The sequence below is a fragment of the Streptomyces sp. NPDC037203 genome (assembly GCF_055605065.1).
This window is the reverse complement of record NZ_JBVJUC010000001.1, coordinates 617,639-642,166: the sequence shown is the minus strand read 5'-3', so window position 1 is coordinate 642,166 and position 24,528 is coordinate 617,639. Positions and strand designations below refer to the sequence as shown.

The 24,528-nt window shown below is 74.3% G+C and carries 12 protein-coding genes and 1 pseudogene; 11 read left to right on the top strand and 2 right to left on the bottom strand.

Annotation, left to right across the window (positions count from 1 at the left end):
• Positions 1-3: 3 nt before the first annotated feature.
• Positions 4-885, top strand: a complete 882-nt coding sequence (locus ACZ7EC_RS02690) for an SRPBCC family protein (protein WP_471056805.1) — start codon at positions 4-6, stop codon at positions 883-885.
• Entirely contained in the window at positions 882-2,192 is a 1,311-nt protein-coding gene (locus ACZ7EC_RS02685; protein ID WP_471056802.1) for a vWA domain-containing protein, read from the top strand. Before ACZ7EC_RS02690 ends, ACZ7EC_RS02685 begins: the two co-directional genes overlap by 4 nt.
• Here the strand turns inward: ACZ7EC_RS02685 and ACZ7EC_RS02680 are convergent.
• The gene (locus ACZ7EC_RS02680) at positions 2,143-3,105 is read right to left on the bottom strand and encodes a LysR family transcriptional regulator (protein WP_471056799.1); all 963 of its coding nucleotides are present in this window, start codon (positions 3,103-3,105) and stop codon (positions 2,143-2,145) included. The genes ACZ7EC_RS02685 and ACZ7EC_RS02680 overlap by 50 nt on opposite strands.
• Positions 3,106-3,345: 240 nt before the next feature.
• On the opposite strand from ACZ7EC_RS02680, the gene ACZ7EC_RS02675 reads away from it, so the two are divergent.
• From ACZ7EC_RS02675 to htpG, 5 genes are all read left to right on the top strand, one after another.
• Positions 3,346-3,870 (top strand): hypothetical protein, encoded by a 525-nt coding sequence (locus tag ACZ7EC_RS02675; RefSeq protein WP_471056796.1) that lies wholly within the window; start codon positions 3,346-3,348, stop codon positions 3,868-3,870.
• 254 nt (positions 3,871-4,124) lie between these two features.
• Positions 4,125-4,604, top strand: a complete 480-nt coding sequence (locus ACZ7EC_RS02670; RefSeq protein ID WP_471056793.1) for a FluC/FEX family fluoride channel — start codon at positions 4,125-4,127, stop codon at positions 4,602-4,604.
• Entirely contained in the window at positions 4,601-4,972 is a 372-nt protein-coding gene (locus ACZ7EC_RS02665; RefSeq protein ID WP_471056790.1) for a DUF190 domain-containing protein, read from the top strand. The genes ACZ7EC_RS02670 and ACZ7EC_RS02665 overlap by 4 nt, the downstream gene beginning before the upstream one ends.
• Entirely contained in the window at positions 4,969-5,343 is a 375-nt protein-coding gene (crcB, locus tag ACZ7EC_RS02660) for a fluoride efflux transporter CrcB (protein ID WP_471056787.1), read from the top strand. The genes ACZ7EC_RS02665 and crcB overlap by 4 nt, the downstream gene beginning before the upstream one ends.
• 80 nt (positions 5,344-5,423) lie before the next feature.
• On the top strand, positions 5,424-7,325 hold the full coding sequence (gene htpG, locus ACZ7EC_RS02655) for a molecular chaperone HtpG (RefSeq protein WP_471056784.1): 1,902 nt from the start codon (positions 5,424-5,426) through the stop codon (positions 7,323-7,325).
• A gap of 85 nt (positions 7,326-7,410) precedes the next feature.
• Here htpG and ACZ7EC_RS02650 read toward each other — a convergent pair.
• Positions 7,411-7,872, bottom strand: a pseudogene (locus tag ACZ7EC_RS02650) (nucleotide triphosphate diphosphatase NUDT15); the annotation flags it as partial.
• A 368-nt stretch (positions 7,873-8,240) separates the two neighbouring features.
• Between ACZ7EC_RS02650 and ACZ7EC_RS02645 the strand changes: the two are divergent.
• Genes ACZ7EC_RS02645 through ACZ7EC_RS02630 form a run of 4 tightly spaced genes read left to right on the top strand, consistent with a single transcriptional unit; the run spans position 8,241 to position 24,524 of the window.
• The gene (locus ACZ7EC_RS02645; RefSeq protein WP_471056781.1) at positions 8,241-14,534 is read left to right on the top strand and encodes an amino acid adenylation domain-containing protein; all 6,294 of its coding nucleotides are present in this window, start codon (positions 8,241-8,243) and stop codon (positions 14,532-14,534) included.
• Between the two features lie 52 nt (positions 14,535-14,586).
• Positions 14,587-21,885, top strand: a complete 7,299-nt coding sequence (locus ACZ7EC_RS02640) for an amino acid adenylation domain-containing protein (RefSeq protein ID WP_471056779.1) — start codon at positions 14,587-14,589, stop codon at positions 21,883-21,885.
• On the top strand, positions 21,882-23,213 hold the full coding sequence (locus tag ACZ7EC_RS02635; protein ID WP_471056776.1) for a cytochrome P450: 1,332 nt from the start codon (positions 21,882-21,884) through the stop codon (positions 23,211-23,213). Before ACZ7EC_RS02640 ends, ACZ7EC_RS02635 begins: the two co-directional genes overlap by 4 nt.
• A 39-nt stretch (positions 23,214-23,252) precedes the next feature.
• Positions 23,253-24,524: an MFS transporter gene (locus tag ACZ7EC_RS02630; RefSeq protein ID WP_471056774.1), complete on the top strand. Its 1,272-nt coding sequence runs from the start codon at positions 23,253-23,255 to the stop codon at positions 24,522-24,524.
• Positions 24,525-24,528 lie beyond the last annotated feature (4 nt).

Sequence of the window (24,528 nt, the reverse complement as noted above, 5' to 3'; positions counted from 1 at the left end):
GCCATGAAGATCGACAACGAGTTCCGGGTGGACGCGCCCCTGGACCGGGCCTGGCGGGCGCTCACCGATCTGGAGAGCCTCGCCCCGTGTATGCCCGGCGCCCAGCTCACCGGGGTCGACGGCGATGTCTACCGCGGCAAGGTGAAGGTGAAGGTCGGGCCGGTGATCAGCCAGTTCCAGGGCACGGCGCGCTTCACCGAGCAGGACGAGGCCACCCACAGCGCGGTCATCAGCGCCTCCGGCAAGGACGTCCGCGGCCAGGGGAACGCCTCCGCGCTCGTGCACGCCCGGCTGCGGCCCGACGGGACGGGCACGGCGGTCAGCGTCAGCACCGACCTGAACATCAGCGGGAAGCTCGCCCAGTTCGGCAGCGGCATGATCAAGGAGATCTCCGAGAAGCTGTTCGCGCAGTTCATGGCGAACGTGGAGGAGCAACTGCTGCACAAGCCGGAGGCGGCGGAACCGGCGGCTGCACCGGGGGCGACGCAGGCCACCGCGCAGCCCCCGGCGGCGGCCCCGCCCACCTCCGCGCCCTCGCCCGCGGCCACCGCCGAGCCGACCGCTTCGGAGCCGTCCAGCGCCCAGCCGAGCGCTTCGGAGCCAGCCACCGCCGAGCCGGGCGCCGTAAAGCCGTCCGCCGCCGAGCGGGCTGCCACGGAACCGGCCGCCGCCGGGGCCGTACGGCCCTCGCCGTCCCCGCGGTCCGAGGCCGCCGCCGTGCCCCGGCCGCAGCAGCAGCCCGCGCGGGAGAACGAGCCCCTGGACCTGATGCGGTACGCCGGGAGGTCGGTCTCCAGGCGGCTGGTCCCGGTGGCCGTCGGCGCGGTCGTCGGCGGTGCGGTGACCTACTGGGCGGTGCAGCGGAACCGGAGCCCGGCGCGATGATGCCGGCCGGGCCGTTCCTGCCCGCCGTCGACCGGGCCGCGTTCGCCGTGGCGCTCGCCGACCGGCTGCGGGGCCGGGGCGTGCCCGTGGGGCTGACCGCCGCGCGGGACTTCGTCGCCGCGCTGGCCGCGTCCTGGCCCACCACCCGGACCGCCCTGTACTGGACGGCCCGCGTCACCCTGGTCCGCGACCAGCCGTACCTGGCCCGCTTCGACGAGGTCTTCGCCGCGGTGTTCGGTGAAGCCGTCCTCTCCCTCGACCCGCACGCCCGCCGCACCCCACGCAGCCTCGCGCGGCAGGCCGGGGACGAGGTGCGCGCCCCGCTGCCCGCGGGCGCGTGCGGCGATCCGGCCGCGGACACGGGGCTGCCGTGGGTGACGCTGCCGCCGGTGGCGGGGGCGGCCGGGCCGAGCGAGGAGCACGCACCGCCCCTGCCGCAGCGGCTGCCGACCGAGCTGGCCGGCGCCGTGGACACACCGTTCGAGCGGCTGGGGGAGCGGGAGGCGGCGCTGCTCGGGCAGTGGCTGGAGACGGGGCTGCGGCAGTGGCCGACCCGCCGCTCCCGCCGGTACGCGCGGCGTCCGGGCGGGCCCAGGGTGGCGATCCGGGAGACGGTGGCCCTCTCTCGTCGTACCGGCTGGGAACCGGTACGACTCGTCCGTGCGGGCCCCCTCGACCGGCCCCGCCGGGTGGTGGTCCTGTGCGACGTGAGCCGCTCCATGCAGGCGCAGGCGGTGGCCTACCTGCATCTGATGCGGGCGCTCACCCTGACCACGCGGGCCGAGGTGTTCGCCTTCGCCACCTCGCTGACCCGGCTCACCGACGTCCTCGCGCACCACTCCGCCGAGACGGCCTTCGAGGAGGCGTCGCGGCGGGTCGCCGACCGGTTCGGCGGCACCCGGATCGCGCACTGCCTGGAGACCCTGCTCGCCTCCCACCACGGGGGCGCGCTGCGCGGCGCGGTCGTCCTGATCGCCTCCGACGGCTGGGACGGCGATCCGCCCGCACGCCTCGCCGCCGCCATGGCCCGGCTGCGCCGCCGCGCTCATACGGTCGTCTGGCTCAACCCCCGCGCGGGCGCGCCGGGTTACCTCCCGCGCACCACGACGATGATCGCCGCGCTGCCGTACATCGACCTGCTCCTTGCGGCGGACACCTTCGCCTCCCTCCTCCGCGTCCCCCCGGAAGTCGCCCGGCTGACGGGACCGCGCGGGCACGGCCGGAGACCTGCATCCCTCACCAGGTCACCTGGGCCCCTCAGCTCCACAGCGTCACATGGATCGCCGGGCGGAACCGGCCCGCCGTGACACCGGCGCCGCGGAGCATGGCCTGGGTGGCGCGGGGGGTGGTGACGAAGCGGCGGAGTTCGGCGGCGGCCGGCGGGGCCTCGCGGTCGCCGAGGGCGAGGAGGTTCCAGGAGCCGCGCGCGGGCAGCTGGGGCCCGCCGATCTGCCGGAGGTCCCCGTCGGCGAGGTCCTTGCCGACGGCGAACGTCACCGCCAGTGCCACCCCGGTGCCGTGCTTGGCCTCGTCCACCGCCGCGGTGTGGCTCTGGAAGATCCGCTGGTGCTCCTCGGGAATCTGGAGCCGCCGCAGCACCGACGGCACTATCCCGGCGCGCCCCACCGCGGAGGGCCCGAGCAGCCAGGTCTGCTCACGCAGCTCCGCCAGCTGGGCCGGGGCGGTGCGGGAGGCCAGGGGATGAGCGGCGCCGACGACCGCGATCATCTGGTAGTTGAGGAAGTGCGTGCAACTCATCGAGGCGTCCACGGTGGCGGGCCGGGGCCCGATGGCCACGTCCACCGCCCGCTCGGTCAGCAGCAGCGGGAAGCGCTGCGGATCGTGCACGCTCAGCTCGACGTCGAGATCGTCGGCCCGCCCCGCGAACAGTTCGATCAGGCCGGGCGCCGCGTACTCGGCGAACAGGCTCGACGTGGCGACGCGCAGCAGCCGCCGCCCGGCCCCGGCCTGCTGCACCTCCAGCACGGTCTGGTCCTGGAGGCCCAGCATCTGCGCCGCCCGGCTGGCGAGCCGCAGCCCGCCCGGAGTGAACGCCAGCCCGCTGCCGGTGCGGGTGAACAGCTTGTCGCCGAGTTCCCGGCGCAGATGGGCGATGTGCAGCGAGACGGCGGCCTCGCTCACCGCGAGGTCCGCCGCCGCTGCCTTCACGGAGCCGAGCCGGACGGTCGCCGAGAACGCCCGCAGCTGTGCCGGGGTCAACCGGAACCTCCCCTGATCACCACGGATGCGCCTGCCCCCGTGGTGGGTGTGATCCACGTCTCAAATTACCGCACAGATCGTTCGGGGGCCACGAAGCGGACGAATCCGGCAGGTCCCGGCCGTGCCGCGCGGGCGCCCCTGTCCATGGGCCGTCCGGGCCCGCGATCCCTGCCGACAGGCCCTGTGCCCGGCACCCGCGCACGACGATGATCAGCGCATGCGCAGAAGGGCAGGCCGGCAGTGATCGCCGTCGTCGGACATCCGGATCTCACCGTGCCGACGCTGGCCCTCCTGGAGGAGGAGCTGCGCTCCCGGCTGGCCGACCGCGCGCGCACCGGCCGCGCCGGAGTGGTCCGGGCCGGCAAGGGCCTGCCCGTGGTGTTCGGCCGGGCCGCGCGCGGGGCGGGCCTCGCCCTGGTGACGGTGCTGCCGTCCCTCGGGGGCGTGCCCGCCCGCGTCACCGAGCCGGACCGCGAGGCGGCCGGCGAACTGCTGCTGCTGTCGCAGCTGGTGCGCCTGGTGGAGTACGACCCCGGCGACCGCGCCTCCTGCATCGGCGCCGACGAGGCCCTGGTCCGCTCCTGCGCGCGGCTGCTGGCCGTCTGGGACGGCTCGCCCTCCAACGGCCGTGACGCCACCGCCCACTTGGTGGCCTACGCCCGCAGCCACGGCGTCGACGTCGAGGTGCTGTGGCCGCGCGGCGCCGAGCACCGCACGCACCCGACCGCCGGGCTCACAGGTCGTGCCCCGCGTGCGACAGGTTGAAGAACAGCGTGCGGCCCGGCGAGATCCCGCACGGTATCGGCATCGGCGGCCAGCGGGCTGCGGTCGCGGGTCCGCCCGGATCACGGTCCGCCCTGGATCACGGGTCCGCTATCCTGGTCGCGCGGCACGGCTTCGGTCGCCGCACGGTGGTGGGTCCCGCCGTACCCAACCGCGGCGATGACGCCGCCAATGGTCCCTCCTGACGACGAAGTGCGCCCCGGTACGCGTGGGCGCCCGGTGACGAGGAGGCCCATGTGGCAGAGCGGACCACGCTGAACGCATCCACCGAACGCATCCTTGCCCAGCCCCCGCCGGCCCGTCGGCGCGTGCCGTGGCGCGCGCAGGGACCGGTTCTCGCGGCCGTCGCCGCCGGCGGTGCCCTCGGGGCCTGCGCCCGCTACGCCGCTGCCCTGCTGTGGCCGACCGCGTCCGGCGCCTTCCCGTGGACCACGTTCTGGGTGAACGTCGCCGGCTGCGCCGTCATCGGCGTCTTCATGGCCGTCATCACCGAGATCGGGGCCGGGCACCGCCTGATCAGACCCTTCTTCGGCACCGGGGTGCTCGGCGGGTTCACCACCTTCTCCACCTACACCGTGGACATCGAGCGCCTGACGGGCACCGGCCGGGCCACCACCGGCCTGCTCGACCTCGCCGCGACCGCGCTCGGCGCCCTCGCGGCCGTCTGGACCACCGCGCACCTCACCCGGCGCGTCATCGAGTGGAGGGCATCATGACCGCAACCACCGTTCCCGGCGTCCGGCTCACGGTCCTCGTCGGCGAGGACGACATGTGGCACCACAAGCCCCTCTTCACGGAGATCGTGCACCGGGCCCACCGGGCCGGACTGGCCGGCGCCAGCGTGTTCCGGGGCGTGGAGGGATTCGGGGCGGCCTCCCTGATCCACACCGCCCGGCTGCTGTCCCTCGGCGAGGACCTCCCGGTGGCCGTCGTCATCGTCGACACCGAGGAACGCGTCCGGGGCTTCCTGCCCCAGCTCGACGAACTCGTCGGGGACGGCCTGGTGACCATCGACCACTGCGAGATCCTGTGCCGCACCGGCATCGAGGACATCGAGGACATCGAAGACAAGGAGAGTCCGTGAACTGGCTGCTGGTCATCGCCGGAGCCGCCGTCGGCGCGCCGCTGCGCTATCTGACCGACCGCACCGTGCAGTCCAGGCACGACACCGTCTTCCCCTGGGGCACCTTCACCGTCAACGTCGTCGGCAGCCTCGTCCTCGGCCTGGTCACCGGGGCGGTCGTCGCCGGTGGGATGTCCTCGAACCTCCAGCTGCTGCTCGGCACCGGGCTGTGCGGGGCGCTGACCACGTACTCCACGTTCTCCTACGAGACGCTGCGGCTCGCCGAGGAGGGCGCGCGCTTCTTCGCCGCCGCCAACGTCGTCGCGAGTGTCGTCGCCGGGCTCGGCGCCGCCTTCCTGGGCGCGGCCCTCGCCCAGTCCCTCTGGGCCTGATGTGGCCCCCCGCCGTGACGTGGTGTTTTACAGTGGCTGCCGCCAGTTCCGACGACAGGACCTGTGAGGTATCCGCGAACATGTCGACGCAGACGTTTGAGTTTCAGGTGGAGGCGCGTCAGCTGCTCCAGCTGATGATCCACTCCGTGTACTCGAACAAGGATGTCTTTCTGCGCGAACTCATCTCCAATGCTTCCGACGCGCTGGACAAGCTGCGCCTGGAGAAGCTGCGGGACGACGCGCTCGACGTCGATGTGTCCGACCTGCACATCGAGTTGGACATCGACAAGGAGGCCCGCACCCTGACCGTGCGGGACAACGGCATCGGTATGTCGTACGACGAGGTCGGGCAGCTCATCGGCACCATCGCCAACTCCGGCACCGCCGAATTCCTGCGCGAGCTGCGCGAGTCCAAGGACGCGGCCGGCGAGGAGGGCCTCATCGGCCAGTTCGGCGTCGGCTTCTACTCCGGGTTCATGGTGGCCGACGAGGTGACGCTGGTGACCCGGCGGGCCGGCGAGAGCCAGGGCACCCGCTGGACCTCGCGCGGCGAGGGGACGTACACCCTGACGGCGGTCGAGGACGCGCCGCAGGGGACCTCCGTCACCCTGCACCTCAAGCCCGCCGACCCGGAGAACCAGCTTCACGACTACGCCTCTCCGTGGAAGGTCAGGGAGATCGTCAAGCGGTACTCGGACTTCATCACCTGGCCGATCAGGATGAAGCCCGAGGGCGCGGGCGACGACGCCGAGCAGACGCCCGAGACCCTCAACTCCATGAAGGCGCTGTGGGCGCGGCCGCGCGACCAGGTGTCCGACGAGGAGTACCACGAGCTCTACAAGCACATCGGCCACGACTGGCGCGACCCGCTGGAGACCATCCGGCTCCAGGCGGAGGGCACCTTCGAGTACCAGGCGCTGCTCTTTCTCCCGGAGCACGCGCCCCACGACCTGTTCACGCGGGACTTCCGGCGGGGCGTGCAGCTGTACGTCAAGCGGGTGTTCATCATGGACGACTGCGAGGCGCTGCTGCCGCCGTACCTCCGCTTCGTCAAGGGTGTGGTCGACGCGGCGGACCTCTCGCTCAACGTCTCCCGCGAGATCCTCCAGCAGGACCGGCACATCGAGATGATGCGCCGCCGCCTGACGAAGAAGGTCATCTCCACCGTCAAGGACCTGATGGGCGAGGAGTCGGAGCGGTACGCCACGTTCTGGCGGGAGTTCGGCACCGTCCTCAAGGAGGGCCTGGTCACCGACGCGGAGAACCGCGAGGCGCTGCTCGCCGTCGCCTCGTTCGCGAGCACGCACCACGAGAGCGAGCCGACCACGCTGAAGCAGTACGTGGAGCGGATGAAGGACGGCCAGGAGGACATCTACTACCTGACCGGCGAATCCCGCCAGGCCATCGAGAACTCCCCGCACATGGAAGCGTTCCGCGACCGGGGCATCGAGGTGCTGCTGCTCACCGACGCCGTGGACGAGGTGTGGGTCGACGCGGTCGGCGAGTACGAGGGCAAGAAGCTGCGCTCCGTCGCCAAGGGCGAGTTCGACCTCGACCCGAAGGACGAGGAGACCGGCGCCGACGAGGAGCGGGAGAAGCGGAACGAGGCGTACGCCGGTCTGCTGGAGTGGATGGGCAAGCGGCTGGAGGACGACATCAAGGAGGTACGGCTGTCCTCGCGGCTCACCGTCTCCCCGGCCTGCATCGTCTCCGACGCGCACGACCTGACCCCGGCCCTGGAGAACATGTACCGCGCCATGGGCCAGGAGGTCCCGCGGGCCAAGCGCATCCTCGAACTCAACCCCGGCCACGCGCTGGTCAAGGGCCTCAACGAGGCGTACACGGAGCGCGGCGACGGCACCGGACTCGCCGAGACCGCCGAGCTGCTGTACGGTCTCGCGGTCCTCGCGGAGGGCGGCCAGCCGAAGGAACCGGCGCGCTTCGTGAAGCTGATGGCGGAGCGGCTGGAGAAGGCCCTGTAGGGGACGTACGGCGAGGGCGAGCGCCGCGTCCGTCGACACGGCGGCGCCGCCCTCTCCTTGGTTCCCGGTATCCGGAACCGTGTCTCTAGGCGTACGGGGTGAAGTGCGCCGGCGTGTGCGCGAGGGGCAGTTCGGGGCGCCACGCGGTGAGGATCTGGGCGCTGCACACGAACAGGCCGTCGGGCAGCCGGTCCAGGGGGTACCAGGCCCAGTCGCCGACCCGCTCGTCCGGCTGGGTGGCCGGTTCGCCCCGCCACGCGGTGACGAGGGCGCCGACGGTGACCCGTACGACGTCCCCGGCGTGGTCGACCAGCGTGCCCAGCAGCCTGACGTCCTCGGTCCGCACGAGCAGCCCGGTCTCCTCGGCGAGTTCCCGTACGACGGTCTCCTCCAGGCACTCCCCGGCCTCCACGGTGCCGCCCGGCAGTTCGAGGGTGCCGCGGTGGTGGCGGCCGAGGAGGACGCCCTGCTCGCCGAGGACGATCGCGCCCACGCCGAGGGCGGCGTGCGGGACGGGGGGCTTGGCCGAGCGTTCGCGGCTGGTGACGGTGCGGGCGTCCGGTACGGACACGGCGGGCTCCTGGGTGCGCGGAAGACGGAGAGCAGGCGGGCCCCGGAGACCGGGCGCCGTCACCATGGTTGTACCAGCTCGGCCTCCGCCCCCCCGTGCGGCACCGGCGGTCATCCCGTGCCCCGTTCCGTATGCGGGCAGACCGTCCACGTCGTCGAGCGACGCGCCCGCCTTCCACCGCACCGCGGGACGGCACGCGCGGCCGGCCACCCGTGAGGTTGCTCGTCTCCCGACCCCCTTCCCCGGAACCGCAGTCGACTCTGCTCGCACCGCTGCGTCTTCTTCCCTGGGGAGCGAAGGCGCGCGGCGGCAGGCTGCTGGGAAAAGACGGCTGGGAGGCGACAGTGACAACAGCTCCGGCCCCTGCGGGGGCGCCGAACGACGTGGACACCCGCACGGCATCCTTCACGCAGCGCCGGCTGTGGTTCATGGACCAGCTGGCGGGGTCCTCCAGCGGGTCGATGCTGCCGCTGGTGCTGCGGTTGCGCGGGCGCCTCGACGCCGGCCGGCTGGAGCGGTCGCTGGGCGGCATCGTGGCCCGGCACGAGGTGCTGCGGACGCGGTTCACCGCCGTCGACGGGGAGCCGGTACCCGTCGTGGACGCCCCCGCCCCCTTCACGCTGCACCGGATCACCGCGGACGGCCCCGCCGACCTGTACGCCCGCTGCCTGGGCCGCCCCGTCGACCTCGCCGCCGAGCACCCGGTCCGCGCCACGCTCGCCCGCGTCGCGGACGACGAGCATCTGCTGCTCGTCGAGGTCCACCACATCGCCGTGGACGGCTGGTCCTGGGGCGTGCTGCTGGCCGAACTGGCCGCCGGATACCGGGGGGAGCAGGTCCCACCGGCCGCCGTGCAGTACGCCGAACTCGCCCGCACGCAGGCCGAACGGCTCTCCGGCGCCCGCCTGGAGCGGCTGCTCGGGTACTGGCGGGACCGGCTGACCGGGCTGACCCCGCTGGAGCTGCCCACCGACCGGCCGCGCCCCCGGCTCTGGGACGGCGCCGGAGATGTCGTCCGCTTCGATCTGCCCGCCGAACTCGTCACCGCTGTGGACGAGTTGGCCCGATCCCGGCGCACCACCCGGTACACGGTGCTGCTCACCGCCTACCAGGCGCTGCTCGGCCACTGGTCGGGCCGTACCGACGTCGCCGTGTGCAGCACCCTCGCGGACCGGGCCCAGCGCGGCGCCGCCGAGCTGATCGGCCCGCTGGTGAACACCGTCGTGCTGCGCACGGACCTGTCCGGGCGGCCCGGCTTCGACGCGCTGCTGGAGCGGGTACGGCGGCGGGTGCCGGCCGACCTCTCGCATGCCGAGGCGCCCTTCGATCTGGTGGTCGGCGCGCTCGGCGGGTCCCGCGACCTGTCCCGGCACCCCCTCGCCCAGGCGTCGTTCACCCTGCTCAACTCCCCGATCCGGCCGGTGCGGATGGCGGACCTGGAGGTGGCGCTGGTCGAGCCACCGCTGACCGAGACCCCGCTGGACGTCTTCCTGGACCTGACCCTGCGCACGGACGGCAGCATCGCCGCCATCCTCCAGTACGCCACCGCACTCTTCGACGCCGCCACGATGCGCGCCTTCGCGCAGGCGTACGTCGCGCTGCTGCGGGCCGCCCTCGCCGAACCCGGCACGCCCGTCGCCGAGTTGGCGCGTGCCCTGCCGGTCGGGCCCGGTGCGCCCGTGCGGCCGCAAAGCGCATGGCACCATGCCCCGGACCGGCCCGCGGCACCCGCGGCACCGGTCGCCTTCGCCGGGCGGCCCGAGGCGATCGCGCTGCGCTGCGGCGACGACAGCGCCACATACGCCCAGCTGGACGCCATGGCGGGCGGACTCGCCGCCGCGCTCGGTGCCGCCGGCGTCACCGCGGGCAGCCCGGTCGGCGTCGTCCTGCGCCGCGGACTGTGGTCGGTCGCCGCCATCGAGGGGATCTGGCGGGCCGGCGGGGTGTACGTGCCGCTCGACCCCGAACTCCCCGCGCAGCGCCTCGCGTTCATGGCGGAGGAGGCCCGGCTCGCCTGCGTCGTCACCGCACCGGCGACGGCCCCCGTCGCCGCCCCGCTCGCCCCCGTCGCCGTCGATGTCACCGCCGTCCACCCGACCCCCGACGGGCCCCGCCACCGGCCCGACCACCGCCAACTCGCCCATGTCATCTTTACGTCCGGATCCACCGGACGCCCCAAGGCGGTCGGCGTCGAACACGCCGCGCTCGCCTCGCACGTGGCCGCCGCCCGGCAGCGGCTCGGCATCACCGCCGCCGACCGGGTGCTGGCCTTCGCCTCCTTCTCCTTCGACGCCTCCCTGGACCAGGTGCTGCCCGCCCTCACCTGCGGCGCCACCGTCGTCATGCGCCCCGAGGAGCCCTGGCTGCCCACACGGGTACCGGAGATCGTCCAGCGGTACGAGCTGACCGTGGTCAACGTGCCGCCCACCTACTGGTCCGAGCTGGCCCTCTCCCTCGACCGGCGACTCGCCGCAGCCCTCGCCCCGCTGCGGCTGCTGGTCCTCGGCGGCGAGGCGGTCCCGCCGGACACCCTGGCCGTCTGGCGGGCCGCCGTGCCCTGGGTGCGGGTCTGCAACGCCTACGGGCCCACCGAGACCACCGTCACCGCCACCACCTACGACGCGGACGAACCGCCCGCCGACAGCGTGCCCATCGGCTGCCCGCTCGGCGACCGGAGCGTGTACGTGGTGGACGCGGACGACGAGCCGGTGCCCGTCGGAGTCTCCGGCGAACTGCTCATCGGCGGGACCGAGTTGGCGCGCGGCTATCTCAACCGGCCCGCGCTGACCGCCGAACGCTTCGTGCCCGACCCGTACGGCCCGCCCGGCGGCCGTCTCTACCGCACCGGCGACCTGGTGCGCTGGACGCCGGGGGGCGAGCTGGAGTTCGCCGGCCGCCGCGACGACCAGGTCAAGATCCGGGGCTTCCGTATCGAACTCGGCGAAGTAGAGGCCGTGTTGCGGGCCTGCCCGCAGGTCGCCGCGGCCGCCGTCCGGCCCGACCGTGCCACCGGACAGTCCCTGACCGGCTATGTCGTGCCCGCCCCGGACGCACCCGAGGCGCCCGGCCGGGCGGAGCTGCGGGCCTGGTGCGCCCGCTCACTGCCGCACTACGCCGTCCCCTCCGACTTCGTCATCCTGGACGCCCTCCCGGTCGGCGTCTCCGGCAAGCTCGACCGCGCCGCCCTGCCCGATCCCGACCGCGGCCGTCCGGCCGGCGACGCCGCCTTCGCCGCGCCCCGCGACGAGACCGAGCGGATCGTCGCCGAGGTGTGGGCCGATGTGCTCGGCCTGGAACGGATCGGCATCGACGACAGCTTCTTCGACCTGGGCGGGCACTCCCTGCTCGCCACCATGGCGGTCTCCAGGATCGCCGGGCGCCTCGGCCGGGACATCGAGTTGCGGACCGTCTTCGAGCACCCGACCGTGCGCGGCTTCGCCCCGTGCGTGGCCGGCGCCCGCGCCTCCGGAACGGCCGAGTTGGTGCCCGTCGACCGTACCCGCCCGCTGCCCCTGTCCTTCGCGCAGGAGCGCCTGTGGTTCCTGGACCGCACCTCCGACCGCGGCGACTCCTACCTGCTGTGGTACTGCCTGCGGGTACGCGGCGGACTCGAACGCGCCGCCTGGCAGCAGGCGTTGGACGATCTGGTGGCCCGGCACGAGGTCCTGCGCACGGCGCTGACCGAGTCCGACGGCCGCCCCGTGCAGCGGGTGTGCGACCCGGTGGCCGTGCCCCTGCACTGGGAGGCGGCGCCCGAGGCCCCGGACGAGGAGGCCCGCCTGGAGGCCGTACGGCGGCGGGCCGCGGCCCTGGCCACGCGCCGCTTCGAACTCGACCGGCCACCGCTGCTGCGGGCCGGGGTGTGGGAGCTCGCCGACGACGACCACGTGGTGCTGCTCGCCCTGCACCACGCCGTCACCGACGGCTGGTCCAAGGGCGTCCTGCTGGACGAGCTGGCCCACCACTACGCGGCCCGGCGGGCGGGACGGGCGGCCCACCTTCCGCCGCTGCCCGTCCAGTACGGCGACTTCGCCGTGTGGCAGCGCGAACGCGCCGACAGCGGCGGGCTGGAGCCGCAACTCGCCTACTGGGAGGAGACGCTGGCGCAGACGCCCGTGCTGGAGCTGCCGGCCGACCGGCCCCGACCGGCCGCGTTCACCGGGCGGGGCGGTGCCGTCGAGATCGATCTGCCCGCCGGGCTGGTGCACCGGGTGGACGCCTTCGCCCGTGAGCGCGGCGCCACCCGGTTCATGGTGCTGCTGGCCGCCGCCCAGGCCGTGCTGGCCCGCTGGTCCGGGCAGACCGACGTCCCGGTGGGCACCCCCGTCGCCGGGCGCGGCCGTCTGGAGTTGGAGCCGCTGATCGGCTTCTTCGTCAACACCGTGGTGCTGCGCACGGATCTGTCCGGGCGGCCCACCTTCGCCGGTCTGGTGGACCGGGTGCGCGAGGTGGTGCTGGGCGCCTTCGACCACCAGGAGGTGCCGTTCGAACAGGTCGTGGAGCGGCTGCGCCCCGCCCGCGACCTGTCCCGCAATCCGCTGTTCCAGGTGATGGTGGACGTCCAGGACGCGTCCACCGGCGGCTCCGGGCTGCCGGGGCTCGACACGAGCGGCTTCCGACTCCCCTGGGGATCGGCGAAGTTCGATCTGACGGCCACCTTCGTGGTGCGTCCCGGCGGGTTCGCCCTCAATGTCGAGTACTCCGCCGACCTGTTCGAACCGGCCACCGCCAGCCGCTTCGCCCGGCATGTCGGAAGGCTGCTGGAAGCCGTCCTCGCGGACCCGGACCTCCGCGTCGACGCGGCGCCGCTGCTGTCCGCGGGGGAGCGCGAGCTGCTGGTGGCGACGGCGGGCCGCGAGGTGCCGGCCGCACCGGCGTTCCGGGTGGCCGGCCGCCCCGCGGACCCCGCCGTGGTGTGCGAGGGAACGAGCCTCGACTATGCCCGACTGGAAGACCTCACAGGCGGGTTGGCGGCGCACCTCGTCACCGGGGGAGTCGCCCCCGGCGACCGGGTCGGGGTGTGCGTCGGGCGGGGCGTCTGGTCCGTGGCCGCGATGCTCGCCGTCTGGCGGGCTGGCGGTGTCTACGTCCCGCTCGACGCCCGGCTGCCCGAGGACCGGCTCCGGTACATGCTCCAGGAAGCCCAGGTCCGGCATGTGGTCGCCGACGCACACACCGGCGAGCAGGTCACCGCGCTCGGGGTGACGGCCGTAGCCGTCGAGGACGTACGGCCGCTGCCCGACGGACCGCGGTACACGCCCGACCCGAGCGAGCTGGCGTACGTCATCTTCACCTCGGGCTCCACCGGCCGCCCCAAGGCCGTCGGAGTCGAACACCACGCCCTGGACGCCCATGTGGCCGCCGCCAGCGAGCGGTACGCGCTCACCGCCGGAGACCGGGTGCTCACCTTCGCGTCCACCTCCTTCGACGCCTCGCTGGAGCAGATCCTGCCCGCCCTGAGCACCGGCGCCACGGTGATCGTGCGCCCGGACGAGATCTGGGCCCCGGAGGAACTGGCCGCACGGGTCGCGGCCGAGCGGGTCACCGTCATGGAGCTCACCCCGTCCTACTGGGCGGAACTCGTCGCCCAGCTGGACCGGCTCGCGCCCCGGCTCGCCTCGCTGCGGCTGCTGGTGACCGGCGGGGAGGCGCTGCCCGCCGACCCGCTGGAGCGGTGGTTCGGACATCTGCCGCACGTGCCCGTGCTCAACACCTACGGGCCCACGGAGTCGGTCATCTCGGCCACCGCGCACACCGTCCACGGCGCCGGCGGCGCACGGGTGCCGATCGGCCGGCCCCTGGGCGGTCGTCGTGCCTATGTGGTCGACGCCCTGGGCGAACTCGTCCCCGAGGGCGTGCCCGGCGAACTCCTCGTCGGCGGAAGCGAATTGGCGCGCGGGTACCTGGGGCGGCCGGCGCTGACCGCCGAGCGGTTCGAGCCCGACCCGTTCGGGCGAGCAGGCGGGCGGCTCTACCGCACGGGGGATGTCGTACGCCGGCTGCCCTCCGGCGACATGGAGTTCCTCGGCCGCAACGACGACCAGGTGAAGATCCGCGGGTTCCGCGTCGAGCCCGGGGAAGCCGAGGCGGTGCTGCGCCGGCACCCCGGAGTGCGCGGCGCGGCGGTCCTCGTACGCCCCCTGCGCGGCGAGCCCGCCCTGGTGGCCTATGTCGTCGGCGACGGGCTGTCCGAGGAAGTCCTCCAGACGCACTGCCGGGCCCGGCTGCCGCACTACCTGGTGCCCTCGGCGTTCGTCCGGCTCGACGCGCTGCCGCTGACGGTGCAGGGCAAACTGGACACCGCCGCCCTGCCCGAGCCCGCCGCACCCGAGTCGGGCGCCTTCGTGGCACCGCGCACCCCGGCCGAGACGGTCGTCGCCCAGATCTGGTGCGAGGTGCTGGACCTGCCGCGGGTCGGCGTCCACGACGACTTCTTCGCCCTGGGCGGCCACTCCCTGCGCGCCGTCGCGGTCGCCTCCCGGCTGCGCACCGCGTTCGACTGCCCGCTCCAGGTACGGGACCTGTTCGAGCACCCCACGGTCGCGCGCCTCGCCGCCGAGGTGGAGCACCGGCTGCTGGAACTGATCTCGCAGATGAGCGACGACGAGATCGACCTCTCCCTCACCGCCGACTTCTGAGGGCCACCCGCCCCGACACCGCCTTCTTCCCCATGAGTTGAGGAGTGCCCTCATGACCACATCCGACGTACGCCCCGGACCCGCCGGTCCCTCCGCCGGACTCTCCCCGGCCGCCCGGCGCCTGCTGGAGCGGCGGCTGAGCGGACTGACCGGCGCCCGCGACGACGGCCCGGTCCGCGTCAGCCCGCGCCCCGACCGCATCCCGCTGTCGCCCGCCCAGCAGCGCCTGTACTTCCTGGACCGCCTCGACCCCGGCGCCGCCACCTATCTGCTGCCCGCCGCCTGGCGGTTCACCGGCCCCCTGGACCTGCCCGCGCTGCGCGCCGCCGTCACCGACCTCACGGCCCGGCACGAGCAGCTGCGGGCGGTCTTCCCCGAGCATGAGGGCGTGCCGTACCAGCGGATCCTGCCCCCCGACCCCGGCTGCCTGGACGTGGTGGACGCCACCGGCCCGGCCGGCGCGGACCCGGAGCGAGGACTCGCCGCCACTGTGCACGCCGCCGCCCTGCGCCCCTTCGACCTCGGCCGGGAACCCGCCTTCCGCGCCACCCTCGTCCGCGCCGGCGACGACGACCATGTGCTGGTCCTCGGCATGCACCACATCGTCTCCGACGGCTGGTCCCTCGGCCTGATCGTCCGCGACCTGACCGAGCTGTACCGGGCGAGGACCCGCAACCGCCCCGCCGAACTGCCCGAACTCCCGCTGGACTACACGGACTACGCGATCTGGCAGCGGGCCGCCGACCAGTCCGCCGCGCTCGACCACTGGCGCACCCGGCTGGCCGGGCTCACCCCGCTGGAGCTGCCCACCGACCACCCCCGCCGCGACACCCCCGGCGGCCGCGGCGAGGCCCACACCCTCACCCTGCCGCCCGCGCTGACCGGCGCCCTCGCCGCGCTCGGCCGACACGCGGGCACGACGACGTACATGACGGTGCTGGCCGCCTTCCAGGCCGCGCTGGCCTTCCACAGCGGGCAGCAGGACATCGCCGTCGGTACCGTCGTGGCCAACCGGGAGCGGGCCGAGACCGAACAGCTCGTCGGGTTCTTCGTCAACACCCTCGTGCTGCGCGGCGACTTCACCGACGACCCCACCCCGGCCGCGCTGCTCGCCCGCACCCGCGAGCGGGTCCTGGAGGCGTTCTCCCACCAGTCGCTGCCGTTCGAGCGGGTCGTGGAGGCGCTGAGCCCCGAGCGCGACCTCGCCCGCAACCCGCTCGTGCAGGTCCTCTACACGCACACCGACACCGGCGGCTCCGCGTTCGACCTCGGCGCGGCCACCGGGGCGCCGTACCGGATCGACCTGACCACCGCCAAGTTCGACCTGACCCTCGACCTGCGCGAGAGCGACGGCCGCACCGAACTGTCGTTCGCCTACCGGCCCGACCTGTACGACGCCGCCTCCATCGCGGCCCTCGCCCGGCACACCGTGAACCTGCTGGAGGCGTTCTGCGCCACCCCGGACACCCCGCTCAGCGCCATCGACCCGCTGACCCCCGCCGAACGCGCCCACCTGCTCGGCCCCCACGGGCCCGCGAACACCGGCAACGAGCCCCGGACCACCCCCCGCACCGCCCCCGACCGGCTCGCCGAGCACATCCGCCGGGCACCGGAGGCGATCGCGGTGCGCGGCACCGGCTCCCCGGCCCCCGGCCGACCCGGAGCGGACACCTCCCACACCCTGACCTACGCCGGACTCGACGCCCGCGCCTCCCACTTGGCCCGACGGCTGCGCGCCGCCGGGGTCACCCCCGGCTCCCTGGTCGGCGTCTGCCTCGACCGCACCCCCGACCTGGCCGTCGCCCTGCTCGCCGTCTGGCGGGCCGGCGCCGCCTACCTCCCGCTCGACCCCTCCCACCCGAAGGCCCGCCGCGAGTTCACCGTCACCGACTCCGGCATCGAGTGGATCGTCACCGACACCGCGACCCGCGGCGCCGTGGACCGACTCCCGGTCAGCGTCATGCTCCTTGACGAGGAGAGTGCCGAGGCGGAGAGCCCCGACATCCTCCCCGCGCCCGCCGATCTCGCCTACGTCATCTACACCTCCGGCTCCACCGGCCGCCCCAAGGGCGTCGAGGTCACCCACGCCAACCTGGCCTGGCTGCTGGCCGCCGCCGACCACCACTTCGACTTCGGCCCGCACGACGTGTGGACACTGATGCACTCACCCGCCTTCGACTTCTCGGTCTGGGAGCTGTGGGCGCCGCTGACCAGCGGCGGACGCGTGGTCGTCCTCGGCGCCGACGAGGTGCGCGACCCGGCGGCCGTGCACCGGGTGCTGCGCGAGGAGGGCGTCACCGTCCTCAACCAGACCCCGGCCGCCTTCAAGGGCCTGCGCGCCCACCTCGCGGACACCGGCGTCGGCTTCGCCGAACTCCCGCTGCGTACCGTCGTATTCGGCGGCGACGCGTTCGACGTCCGTGACTACGGCGACTGGTTCACCGCTCCGGGCGACAAGCCCGCCCTGGTGAACATGTACGGCATCACCGAGACCACGGTGCACGTCACCTTCCGCGCCATCACCGAGGCGGACGTGCACGGTGCCGTCCGCTCGCCGATCGGCCGCCCGCTCACCGGCCAGCACGGGTACGTCCTCGACGCCGGGGGCCGGCTCGTGCCCCCCGGCAGCGTCGGCGAGCTGTACGTGTGCGGCGGCGGCGTGGCCCGCGGCTACCGCAACCGGCCGGAGCTGACCGCCGAACGCTTCCCGGACGACCCCTTCGGCGCACCCGGCGCCCGGATGTACCGCACCGGCGACCTCGTACGGGTGCTGCCCGACGGCGAGTTGGCGTACATCGGCCGCGCCGACCACCAGGTGAAGATCCGCGGCTACCGCATCGAACCCGGCGAGATCGAGACCGCGCTGCGCGCCCTGCCGGGCGTCGCCGACGCCGCGGTGGTCGCCCGCCGGGACGGCGGCACGGCCCGGCTGGTCGCCCACGTCGTCACCCCGGAGGCCCGCCCGCTCGACGCGCCCGCGCTGCGCGAGGGGCTGCGGCTCACCCTGCCCGACTACATGGTCCCCGCGCTGTTCGTCCGGCACGAGCGGCTGCCGCTGACCGCCAACGGCAAGGTGGACCGCGCCGCGCTGACCGCCGTCGCCCCCGCCGCGGCCGGACCGGGCACCCATGTGCCGCCCGAGGGCCCGGTGGAACGGGCGCTGGCCGGGGTGTGGAGCCAGGTGCTCGGCGCCGAACACGTCGGCCGCGGCGACAACTTCTTCGACCTGGGCGGCGATTCGATCCTGGCGCTGCGCCTGGTCGGTCTCGGCCGGCTCGCCGGGCTCGGCTTCTCCGTCGCCGATGTCTTCCGCGCCCGCACCCTCGCCGACCTCGCCGCCCTCGTCACCGACGCCGTCGACGCACCCGACCCCGTCGCCCCGTTCTCGCAGCTCGACCCCGCCGACGCGGGCCGCCTGCCCGACGGCCTGGCGGACGCCTACCCGCTGACCATGCTCCAGGCCGGCATGCTGCACGAGATGCTCGCCGACCCCCGGCGCGGCGCCTACCACAACGTCACCGACCTGAAGATCAGCACCCCCGAGGGCTTCGACCTCGACGCGTTCCAGGCGGCCGTGGACGCGGTGGTCGCCGGACACCCCATCCTGCGCAGCTCCGTCGACCTCGTCACCTACCGCGAACCCCTCCAACTGGTCCACCGCACCGCCCGGCTGCGGGTCGGCTACACCGATCTGCGCGGCCTGCCCCGCGCCCGGCAGCGGGCGCGGCTGGAGGAGTTCGTGCGGGAGGAGTTCGAGCGGCGCTTCGACCTGGCCGCCGCACCCCTGGTCCGCATCCATCTGCACCACATCACCGACCACGATCTGCGGCTCGTGCTCACCGACTGCCATGTCGTACTGGACGGCTGGAGCCTCACCTCGCTCGTCGCCGACCTGCTCGCTCTGCACCGGGAGGCCGTCGCCCACGGCACCACGCCGCTGCCCCCGCAGGCTCCCGCCTTCGCCGAGTACGTGGCCCTGGAACGGGCCGCCCTGGACAGCGAGGAGTCCCTGGCGTACTGGCGCGACACCCTCGCCGACCTGCGCCCGGTGACCTTCCGCCGGCGGGTGCGCGGCGGCGCGGACCCGGAGCGGCAGCCGGTGCACGAGGTCCGGCGCTCCTACGCCCACCTCGCCGCACGCATCGGCAAGCTGGCCAGGGACGCCGGGGTGCCGCGCCGGACCGTCCTGCTCACCGCCTTCCACCACACCATGAGCCTGTTCGCCGACCGCGACGACAGCGCCCTCGGGCACAGCATCGGCCTGGTCACCAACGGACGGCCCGAGATACCCGGCGCCGACCGGATGCGCGGACTGTTCCTGAACACCGTGCCGTTCGGCGTCGCCCGCCCGCGCGGCAGCTGGCGCGGTTACCTGCGGGACGTGTTCGCGGCCGAGCAGGAGATGCTGCCGCACCGCAGGGTGCCCCTGGTCCGCATCGCCCAACTGCGGCCCACCGAACCGAACCTGACGGACGCGGTCTTCAACTACGTCAACTTCCACCGGCTGTCGCACGACTCCTGGGACGGCTCCCTGGAGATCGCCCGGACCATGTTCCCGCTGCTGGTCAACGCCAGCGTCAACGCCTTCACCCTCGACGTCGACCCGGAGTTCGTCGCCCCCGCCACGGCCGAGCAACTGGCCGACGTGTACTGCGCCCAACTGGAGGCCATGGTCGCGGCGCCGGACGCGCGGGTAGCCCGGCCCGCGCTCACCGGCGCGGCCCGCGCCACCGCCCTCGACGTCTGGGCGCGCGGACCCGAGATCCCGTCCTCGCCGCTGATGCTGCACGAGCACATCGCGGGGCACGCGGCCCGCACCCCGGACGCGGTCGCCGTCGAGCACCGCGGACAGCATCTGTCGTACGGCGAACTCCACGAGCAGGCGGAGCAGTTGGCGCGGCGGCTGCGGATGCTGGGAGTCGGCCCGGAGACGGTCGTCGGTATCTGCGCCGAGCGCGGCCCGGACCTGGTGCGCGCCGCCGTCGGGGTGCTGCGCTCCGGGGGCGCCTTCCTGCCGCTCGACCCGCAACACCCCTCCGAGCGGCTGAAGTTCATGGCCGACGACAGCGGCATGCGGGTCCTGCTGACCCAGCGAGCCCTGCACGGCACCGTGCCCTTCGACGGCCCCGTGCTCCACCTGGACGCCCCCGCCGCGCCCGTGGGGCCCGTGCCGGGCCGGGAGCCCGACGCCGACACCCTCGCCTACATCATCTACACCTCCGGCTCCACCGGCACCCCCAAGGGCGTCGCCCTCCCGCACCGCGGACTGTCCAACATGCTCGAAGGCCAGCGCGACCTGGTGCGCCCCACCCCCGAGGACCGGGTGCTCCAGTTCGCCTCCTTCGGATTCGACGCCTCGATCCTGGAACTCACCTGGTCCCTCGCCAACGGCGGCCGCCTGATCACCGCGCCCAAGGAGGACCTGCGCCCCGGCCCCGACCTCGCCCGCACCCTGCGCGAGGCCCGTGTCAGCTGCGCCATGCTGCCGCCCAGCGCCCTCGCGGTGCTCGGCGAGGACGGCTTCCCCGAGCTGCGGGTCCTCCAGGTCGCCGGGGAGTCCTGCCCGGCCGGACTCGCCGACACCTGGTCGCGCGGGCGCCGCTTCCACAACGTCTACGGCCTCACCGAGACTTCCGTGTGGTCCGTCGCCGCCGAACTGACACCGGGCCAGGGGCAGCCGCCCATCGGCACCCCGATCCGCAACACCCGCATCCACGTCCTCGACGACGACCTCCAGCCCGTCCCGGCCGGCGTCCCCGGCGAGATCTACCTCGGCGGGCAGGCGGTGGGCCGCGGCTACCTCGGCCGCCCCGGACTCACCGCCGCCACCTACGTCCCCGACCCCTACGGGCTGCCCGGCGAGCGGCTGTGCCGCACCGGCGACCTCGGCACCCACCGGCCCGACGGCTTGGTGGAATGGCTCGGCCGCCGCGACTCACAGGTCAAGCTGCGCGGCTTCCGCATCGAACTCGGCGAGATCGAACACGCGCTGCGCGGGCTCCCCGAGGTCCAACAGGCCGTCGTCCTGCACCGCACCGACCTGCCCGGCGGCGAACCGGCCCTCGTCGCCTACCTCGTCCCGCGCGCCGGCGCCCGGCCCGCGCCCGAGGACCTGCGCCGCGCCCTGCGCGCCTCGCTCTCCGCGTACATGATCCCCGCCCGGTTCGTGCTCCTCGGCGAACTGCCCGTCAACCGCAGCGGCAAGATCGACAAACGGGCGCTGCCGCTGCCGCCCGCCGAACTCGACCAGAGCGACACCGAGTACGTCGCCCCGGCCACGGCGGCGGAGAAGGTCCTGGCCGAGATCTGGCGGGAGGTCCTCGGGCTCGCCCGCATCGGGGTCCACGACGACTTCTTCCGCATCGGGGGCAGCTCCCTGTCCACCGTGCGGGTCTCCCTGATGGCCGCCGCGCGCGGTCTGACGGTGTCCGTCGGCGACCTGATCGAGCACCCCACCCTCGCCCAGCTCGCCGAGCACGCCACCCGCGCCGCGGGCGCGGACCTGCCGGCCGCCGTCACCTCCGAGGTGCGGCTGCGCGAGGGCACCGGGGAGCCGCTGTGGTGCGTGCACCCCACGGGCGGCAGCGCCGCCTGGTTCGTACCGCTCGCCCGCGCCCTGCCGCCCGGCCGGCCCGTGCACGCCTTCCAGGCGCGCGGACTGCTCGGCGGGGTGGACCCGAGCACTGTCACCGGGATCGCCGCCAACTACGTCACGGAGATCACCGACCGGGCCGCCGAGCCCACCGGCGGGCCGGCCCCGCACGCTCTCCTCGGCTGGTCCATGGGTGCCAACATCGCCCTGGAGATGGCCACCCAGCTGCACCGGGCCGGCCAGCCGGTGGCCCCGCTCGTCCTGATCGAGCCGTACCTGCCCAACCCCGCCGCCCGCGCCCGCCTGAACGGCGTCACCGACGACCTGCGCACCGCCTGGCGCCGGCGCGATCTGATCCGGCAGCTGCCGCCCGGCCCGGAACGCGACCGGGCCACCGCCGAACTCACCGCCACCCTGCTGGGCGCGGGCATGAGCCCCGCCGAGGCCGCCCTCGTGGAGAACGCGCCCATCGAGGTGTGGCACTCGCTGCTCGCCGCCCTGGCCGGGTACGAGGTCCGCCCCTACCCCGGTTACATCCACCTCGTGGTCGGCAGCGAGGCCGCCGGGCTGCCCCGCGGACGCACCATGCCGGGCCTGGACGTCGACTACGACACCTACCTCGCCCGCTGGCGCGAGGTGGCCGGCGACGGGCTCACCGTGCACATCAGCGAGGGCGACCACATGTCGATGATGGCCGAGCCGAGGGTCGCGGGCATCGCGGACATCCTCGTCGCGATCCAGGAGGGGGAGAACCGATGACGACGGCGGCCCCGACGACGCACACGGCCCCGATGACCCCGGCGACCACGTCGGCCGGGACGCCCACGGCGGCCCCGGCGCGGGCCGGCGCCCCGCAACCCGTCCGGACCGGTGCGCCCTTCGCCGAGCGCTACCTCCTGTCCCCGGACATGATCGCCGACCCCTACGGGCACCTCGACGCCCTGCGCGCGCACGCCCCCGTGCACTGGAGCCCGATGCACCACGCCTGGCTGGTCACCGGCTACGACCAGGTGATGCGCTGCCTGCGCGACCCCGCCGTCTCGGCCGACCGGGTGCGGCCCCTGATGGACGCCGTACCGCAGGGCGCCCGCGAGGACGCCGAACGGGCCTTCCGGATCCTGTCCCGCTGGATGGTGTTCAACGACCCGCCGCAGCACCGCAGGCTGCGCCAGGTCTTCCAGGAGGCTTTCGCAGCGCGGGCGGTGGCCCGCTACCGGACCTTCACCGAGAAGGCCACCCGCGCCGTCCTCGCCCGCAAAGCCGTCCCCGGCCGCACCGGCGACCTGATGGCCGACGTGGCCAAGCCGCTGCCCGCCCTGGTGTTCGCCCGCTGGCTCGGCATCCCCCGCACCGACGCCGCCGCCTTCTGGTACTGGAACGCCCGCGTCGCCGACCTCGTGCTCGGCACCGCCCAGGAGGAGAGCGAGTACCGGGCCTGTCTCCAGGCGCTGGTGAGCCTGGAGGACTACCTCGCGGAACTGGTCGCCAGGCGGCGCGCCGAGCCCGCCGACGACCTGATCAGCCAGGTGCTGAAGGAGGGCCGGGTGGGGGAGTCGGTCACCGAGGAGGAGTTCGTCGGGATGCTCACCCAGATGGCGTTCGCCGGCGGGGAGACCACCAGCAACCTGATCGCCAACACCGTCCTCGCCCTGCACACGCACCCCGGCCAACTCGCCGCCGTACGTGCGGAGCCCGCACTCGCGCAGGGCGCGGTGGAGGAGGCGCTGCGCCTGGACGGCCCCTCCAAGATGTCGATCCGCGCCGCCGTGCGCGATCTGGAGCTGGACGGCCACACCCTGCGGGCGGGCGACCGGATCTTCCTGGTGACCGCCGCTGCCAACCGCGACCCCGCCCGCTTCCCCGACCCCGGCCGGTTCGACGTCCGCCGCACCGGCGCCACCCACCTCGGCTTCGGCTTCGGCGCCCACTTCTGCATCGGCGCCGCGCTGGCCCGGCTGGTGGCGGTCGCCGCCGTCGGGACGCTGGTCCGCGACCACCCGGACCTCACCCTCGCCGACCCCGGCGCACTCACCTGGCAGCCGTCCCTGCTCAACCGCAGCCTCACCGCGCTGCCCGTCCGCTACTGACCGGACCGCCGCGAGCGTCCGCACTCCGAAAGGCACCTCATGGCCACCACCCTCGCCGGCACCGGTCCCCGGCTGTGGGCCCCCGCCCGGCAGCGGCCCTTCCGACTCCTGTGGCTGGGACAGTCGTTGTCCCTGCTCGGCGACGGCTTCAGCGTCGTCGCGTTCTCCTGGATCACCCTCGGCCTGACCGGCTCCACCCTCACCCTCGGCTACGTCCTCGCCTTCCAGGCCGTACCCCGCGCCCTGCTCACCCTGGTCGGCGGCACCCTCGGCGACTCCTGGTCCACCCGCACCCTGATGATCGCCTCCAGCTGGACCCGCGCCGTCCTGATGGCCGGCGTCGGACTGGCCGGACTGACCGGGCACTTGACGGTCTGGATGCTGTGCGCGGTGGCCGCCGCGTTCGGCGCGGTGGACGCCTTCTTCCAGCCGGCCCGCGTGTCCATCCTGCCCTGTGTGGTGGACAAGGACCTGCTCACCCCGGCCAACGCGCTCCTCGGCGCCGGTTCGCGCACCGCGGCCGTCGTCGGACCGGCGGTCGGCGGTGTGGTCATCGCGCTGACCCGCGCGCCGGTCGCGTTCGTGGTCGACGCCGTCTGCTTCGCGCTGTGCGGCTGGTGCGTGTCCCGGATCGCCACCCGGCCGCGCACCGGCGCCGCGCGGGAGGACGGCCCGGAGTCCGCCACCGGCGGGGAAACCGAACGCCAGCCGTCCCTCGGCGCCCGGATCCGCGAGGGCGTCGCCTTCACCCTGCGCGACCCGCGGCTGCGGACCGTCGTCGTCCTCGACACCGCCGTCAACTTCTGCTATGCCGGGCCCTTCACGGTCGGGTTCGCCACCCTCGCCGACCAGGTGCTCCGCGGCGGCTCGGCGACCCTGGGCGTGCTCAACGGCTCGCTGGCCGGCGGCGCGATGCTCGGCACGCTGGCCGGCGGCGCCCTGGGGGGCCGCCCCCGCGTCGGGCTGCTGGTGGCCGCACTGGCCGGCTGGCTGGGCGCCGGGATGGCGGTCCTCGGCCTGGTGCACAGCACCCCGGCGGTCGTCGCGACCGTGCTGGCCATGGGCTTCGCCATCGGCTTCCAGGGGGTGTTCGGGCTGAGCTGGATCCAGCGCAACATCCCCGGTGACGTGCTCAGCCGGGTCATCTCCGTCGACATGGTCCTCGGCTACGCCGCCGCCCCGCTGTCGCTCATCGTGTGCGGCGCGCTCGCCCGGACCGGCGCGCTCGCCCTGTTCGGAGCGGTCGCCGCGGTCCTCGCCGTGACGGGACTCGCGGTGCTCGGGTCCCGCGCGGTGCGCGAGATGCGCTAGGCCG